Source organism: Arenibacter echinorum (assembly GCF_003259375.1).
GTDB classification, from domain to species: Bacteria; Bacteroidota; Bacteroidia; order Flavobacteriales; family Flavobacteriaceae; genus Arenibacter; species Arenibacter echinorum.
The window spans coordinates 121,713-128,234 of record NZ_QLLN01000010.1; the positions used below are offsets into that span (position 1 = coordinate 121,713).

Sequence of the window (6,522 nt, forward strand, 5' to 3'; positions counted from 1 at the left end):
TCTTATAAGTGCTTTTAAATGGCAAAAATGCCTGCTTTTAATTTTGAAGATGTCATAATTTTAATCTTTGGCATTTATTTTGGTTCCGTACACAACATTTTCAAAGCTTGCATCTTTTCTTGGAATACATTTGATACGTTGATCTCTTAGGATCGCGTCTACTTGATGATAACAAGGATTAGCCTTCAAAAAAGAATACCTATTCTTTTTATGGTGTTCTTCTGCTTTACCCACATGGTTGGGCAGCAAACCTATTTGGATAATTTCAATAGCGTTTCCTATTCCAACAATAATGGGACCAACAATTTTTCCTCCAATTGGACGGAAAGCAATGATGATAATAGTTCCAGTGGTGGAAATATTAGGATTAATAGTAACGTACTACGCTTTAGGAGATTATCTGACGAGACCATTCAAAGGAATCTTGATTTGGCCGGTGCCAGTGCCGTTACACTTACTTTCGATTATAATGGATCTAGCAGGGGAGGGGAAACCTTATTGGTGCAATTGTGGAATGGATCAACTTGGCAAACAGTTTCAACATTAAACAATGATGGTACAGGTTCCATTTCTTATAATTTAATTACTAGTCAAATATCTGCTTCTTCCTCCATACGATTTATTACCGGAAGCGGGGATTGGGACGGTAGTGACTACTTCTACATAGACAATGTACAGTTCACTGCCACCTTTGGCCCTATTATGACCATTAACGATGTATCTGTAAATGAAAATGCAGGAACGGCTACTTTTACAGTAACCCATACGGGTTCCAATGCTGCAGCATTTACAATAAACTACACTACCAATAACGGTACAGCTACAGCTGGAAGTGATTATACGGCCAAGACAGGAACTTTAAGTTTTACAGGCACCTCAGGGGTTACAAGGACAATAACCATAAATATTTTGGATGATACCGTAGTGGAGGATTTGGAAATATTTACGGTTAGTTTTACAGGAAAATCCCTATCCACAGTAGATATTACCGATATAGGCACGGGAACCATTTTGGATAATGATGCTCTAATAATTACCAATGGGGCAACGACCAATACCTGTAATGCCGTTTTCTTTGATTCTGGAAGTGTTGGTGGCAATTACGGCAATAATGAGAGTAGGGTCCATACCATTTGTCCGGACACGGCCAATAATTATATTAGTGTGGATTTTACAAGTTTTGATGTTGCCGTTGGAGATATACTTTATGTTTATGGCGGCACAACGGCAACGGGTACACCAATTGGAGTCTACGACAACAATAATATTCCTACCTCTATTGATTCTCCATACGGTGCAGGAGGCTGTTTAACTTTTAGGTTTACCTCTAATGGGAGTACCACTGGAACTGGGTGGCAGGCTGCTGTAAAATGTGTTGTTGAAGGACCTAAAATAGTAATAAATGATATTTCTGTTGATGAAACAGTTGGAAATGCTGTTTTTACGGTAACCCAGACACGTGTACGCCACGGATATACATTTTTGTTCAGCTTTATTCATGTGCCGTTTACTGTTAATTTTGAAACAGTGAACGGTTCAGCTTTGGCAGGAAGCGATTATACCGCAACCTCCGGGACTTTGACCTTTAATGGTCAGTTGGGCAATGTGCAGACTATTTCGGTACCTATAATTAATGATGGAATCCCGGAAACTGCCGAAGATTTTACTGTTAGGTTTACAGGGGCAACAGCATCCTATGGTACCATCAATTATTCGGATACCGGAACAGGAACCATCAATACCCAGATTTTGGCCAATGACCCTTTGACACTTTTTCAGGAGTTCGATGGGTACTTTGACTATTCCACTACAGGAGGAACATTAAGAACTCAAAGCAATAGTGGCAACGCCTGTCTCATTACAAACTCCTCATCCAATACCTTAATCTCTCCTATTCCGGCTACGGCAACTGTGGAAAGGGCTTATTTGTATTGGGCACATTCCAATAGTGTACGTGATCCGGATGTAATCTTTGAGGGCCAGAACGTTTCTGCCAATTATTTGTACCAGACCACTTTGACCAATAGGAACTTTTACGGCTATGTAAGCGATGTGACCAACATTGTAAAAGGAATTCCCAATCCATCTACCAATACCTATGATTTTAGTGGCCTTAATATAGATAATACCGGTAATTACTGCTCAACGGCTACGGTACTTGGGGGCTGGACATTGATCGTGTTTTATGAAGATCCTTCCTTGCCAGCCGTTAACATTAACCTATATCAAGGTTTTGACGGTCTTAGTAATGCAGGTACCTCCTTTACCTTGGATTCCTTCTATGCCATTGCCGGTTCTGGGGCCAAAGCCACATTTTTGTCTTGGGAGGGAGACCCCAATTTGGACGGATCTAGTTCTGGTTCAACTAACCCAGAGCGACTTTCGGTAACCAATCAATCAGGAACAACCTATATACTAACGGGAGACGGCGGTCAAACCGGCAACAATGCCTATAACTCCACTATTTACGATAATACCGTTTTGCCAATATATAATTCTTCAACTTCCCATGGTGTAGATTTGGATACCTATGATATATCTTCGTATATACTACCATCGGATAGTCAGGTTACTGCCAACGTCAATGTAGGTCAGGATTTTGTGATTTCTGCTGCAGTAGTGCTCAAGGTACCCTCCAATTTAATTGCTGGAACCGTTTTTGAAGATGTTAATTATCCAGGTGGGCCGGGCAGGAATAGGGTAACTTCCGGGGGGTTGGGAGTTTCTGGTGCCATAGTGGAACTTTTTAATGCTGCAGGTACTTTTATCCAGAGAAAAACAACGGATATTAATGGGTATTATTCCTTTGGAGGAATGGCAGATGGGGCGTATCGTATAAAAGCGGTCAATTCAACTGTTAAATCCAATAGGGGCGGTCTCAATTGTTCTACTTGTTATCCCGTACAAACTTTTAGGAAATATCGTGGTCCTTCTTCCTTGATAGAGGTGGCTAATGAGGTGGGAGGAGCCAATCCGGCCGCACAACAGGATGTTGCTTTGGGAGTAATAAATAATGCCCAGAGTGTTTCAACGGTCTCCGTAGCAGGTGATGGGGTTGTAGGTATAGATTTTGGGTTCAACTTTAATACGATTGTCAACACCAATCAATTTGGACAGGGCTCCTTGGAACAATTTATTGTCAATTCCAATAATTTAAATGAGATAGGTTTGGATATAGAGGCTAATGCCATTTTCAATCCACTGGCAGGGGAGGAGACTTCCATTTTTATGATACCTTCTACATCGGATCCATTGGGCAGAGCGGCAGATGCCAATTTTGCCAGCGGGTACTTTAATATTTCTATCTCCGACGGAAATCAACTTTCAAAAATAACAGGAACCAATACTGTAATTGATGGAAGGACGCAAACTGCTTATACAGGTGACACCAATTTAGGGACCGTTGGAAATGGGGGTTCTTCTGTGGGTATTTCCGCAGCGTCGCTGCCAGTCTATAATCTGCCCGAAATCCAGGTTCATGGGGAGACTAAGGAACTTTTTAGATTGGAAGGGGTTGGAGCAACCTTAAGGAACCTTGCTGTTTACAACAATGACAAATCGGCCATACAAGTAAATGCGGGCACCGCGTTTCTATATGAAAATTTACTTGGGGTTAATGCCCTTGGTGTTAAATCCGGTAATTTGGAATATGCCGTGGAGACTAAAAATGGTACGGCCACTATTTCCCGGAATTTTCTGAGCGGATCCAATTTGGCTGCCCTAAAGGTGGATGGTGGTACCGCTACGGTTGTGGAATACAACCATTTCTATAGAAATGGGGCCAATGACAGCTGCACAGACAATATATTGTTAAAGAATGGTAGCGGAGTGGTAATTGGGTACAATTTGATCAATGAGGCAGCTGGAATAGGCATTGAAGGAGATAATTATAATGCGGGACTTATGATTACCGAAAATACCATTACCAATAATGGACTTAACAGCAACGCTTGTGGCGGAGGCATATTCGACGATTCCGGTATTCGTTTAAAGGCATCCAATGCCACTGTTTTTAGAAACCTTATTCACAGCAACCAAGGGGAAGGAATCGTAGTTGCCAATAATGTATCAGGAGTATTGATTTCCCAAAATTCCATATATAACAATGGCCAAAGGTCTCCTTCCCTGGGTATAGATTTGGATGCATCCAATATGAACGGTGATGGGGTAACACTTAACGATAATGGTGATGGGGATAATGGTCCCAATGGGTTAATCAACTTCCCAATTATTTCGGCCGCCTATGCCGCAGGTACCAATATGGTAGTTGAAGGTTGGGCCAGGCCAGGGGCAATCATAGAATTATTCTTGACCGATATAAATCAAGGAAGTGCTACTGCAGGGGACAATCAATTGGGCAAGTCTACCGATTATGGTGAGGGTCAGACCTATTTGGCTACCGTGGTGGAGGGCAGTGGGGCTGATGCTGAATCTGGTATATCGCCTTATACGGACTTGGATGGAAATACGGACAATACCAATAGGTTCAAGTTTACTATTCCATTGCCTCCCGGTGTAGTAATAGGGAATTTTCTAACATCAACGGCTACACTTGCCAATTCTACCTCAGAGTTTTCTCCCAAAAGTGTGATTAAAGGGTACACCCTTATCACCAACAGAAGAATTACGTATAGGGTTAAACCAATTTGATTTTTTGATTGTTCTACAACAGTTTATTAAGTAGAACCTTTCACAAATCAATAATTAGACAAGTATCAATGTGCAGGTTGAAAGTCGATAAATGACATTCATTAAAACTAGATAGTCTGTAGCATTTATTCTTTAAAAAAACAGGCATCCCTAGCTGTGATGAGTTTGGGAAAGCATATATGTAGAATTGTTTTTTCCTAAACTTGGATTTTCGAAATCAAATGATCTGGATTCAGCTTATATATTTCTCTCAAGTGTTTAAAAATATATAAAGTACTGTAAATCAGTTTGTTGGTAGTTTTTGGGTATTCTTCATTGTACTACTTTCCATATGTTTCATTAAACTTTCCAGAGTGGGTAATTTTCGTTTTTCAAAGAGGATAATACCATGAGAATCTATCTAAATTTAACCCCAGGGTTTTTAAAGAATTGGCAAATTTTTCCCGATTTAAAGCCGCTCTATCCACAGATTTTTCTTACAGTTGAATTTCGGCAAGTGTTGCTATTATTGGGATAATCGACGAGTGATATCTCTCGAAAATAGGCCTTAAGATAAATCAAAACCTCAATTATCCATGTATAGACAGTACAAATATAGCGTTACACAACATTTATTTCTCACTGCCATGTATACGGCTAATTTTGTAGGGTGTTATAAATCGGTTTAGTTCAATTACAGCAGTTTTGAGCATTTTCGAATATTAAACCACACCAACAATGACCAACTTAAGTAAAGTATATACCATGAGGAAGGGGATTTTATTAATCATATTTCTAATTTCTGGATTTGCTATGGCGCAAACCACAGTAAATTTGGAAGACCAGTGTAATTGTGAGGTTTTGAGTGGTACACTCGTCACCGCACCTGGGACAACGACACCTACTGGTGCAGATGTTGGGGATATTTATGTAAATACAAATACAGGAACAATATACTTTTGGGATGGGGGCTCTTGGGAGTTAACATCTACGGATAGCCAGCAACTTCAGGTTTTTAGTTTTAATCCCGCTAACAATCAATTGACACTTACCCTAGAGAATGGGGGAACTTTTAATGCCGATTTAAGTAGTCTAACAGGTGATGGTAATATTACCTCCACTACCATTGACGTGAGTGGAGATGTAAATGCCTTGCTGGGTGATGTAGTATTGGAAATTGGGGATGATGCTGTTACCAATGCAAAACTGGCGGACAATGCAGTACAGACAGAAAACATATTAGGTGGTGGTGCGGACCAGGTTTTGGTTACGGACGCCGTTGGTACTGTAGCTTGGGTTAACAGATCTAGTTTTACCGCTATTGCCGACCAAATAACAATTACAGGAGTGGGTACGGTTGCCGATCCCTTCAAAGTAGAGGACCTTTCCATTGTCAATGCAAAATTGGCCGATGGAGCGGTTACTACCGTAAAATTGGGCGATGATGCCGTGACCAATGCTAAATTGGCGGACGATGCGGTACAGACACAAAACATATTGAACGGTACCATTTTAACAGAGGATATTTCTTCAGGTGGCAACGATAAGGTTTTGGTTACCGATGCAGTGGGTACGGTTGCCTGGGTGGACAAATCCAGCTTCGATGCCATTGCCGATCAGGTTACGATTACAGGAGTGGGTACTGCTTTGGATCCTTTCAAGGTAGAGGACCTTTCCATAGTAACGGCAAAATTGGCCGATGGAGCGGTGACTACTATTAAATTAGGTGATGATGCCGTTACCAATGCTAAATTGGCCGACGATGCGGTACAGACAGAAAACATATTAAGTGGTGGTAACGATAAAGTTTTGGTTACCGATGCAGTGGGTACGGTTGCTTGGGTGGACAAATCCAGCTTCGATGCCATTGCCGATCAGGTTACTATTACAGGA

Annotated in this window: 1 protein-coding gene and 1 pseudogene; both read left to right on the forward strand. The window is 41.1% G+C overall.

From position 1 onward, the window contains the following. The first annotated feature begins 165 nt into the window (after positions 1-165). Positions 166-4,650, forward strand: coding sequence for a beta strand repeat-containing protein (locus LV92_RS20490; RefSeq protein ID WP_245946447.1), 4,485 nt, complete (start codon positions 166-168; stop codon positions 4,648-4,650). A gap of 717 nt (positions 4,651-5,367) precedes the next feature. Beyond that, a pseudogene (locus LV92_RS20495) lies at positions 5,368-6,522 on the forward strand (hypothetical protein); the annotation flags it as partial.

Excerpts from the sequence above, each read along its gene's own strand:
- LV92_RS20490 (WP_245946447.1), top strand. The coding sequence starts at position 166 with ATGATAACAAGGATTAGCCTTCAAAAAAGAATACCTATTCTTTTTATG.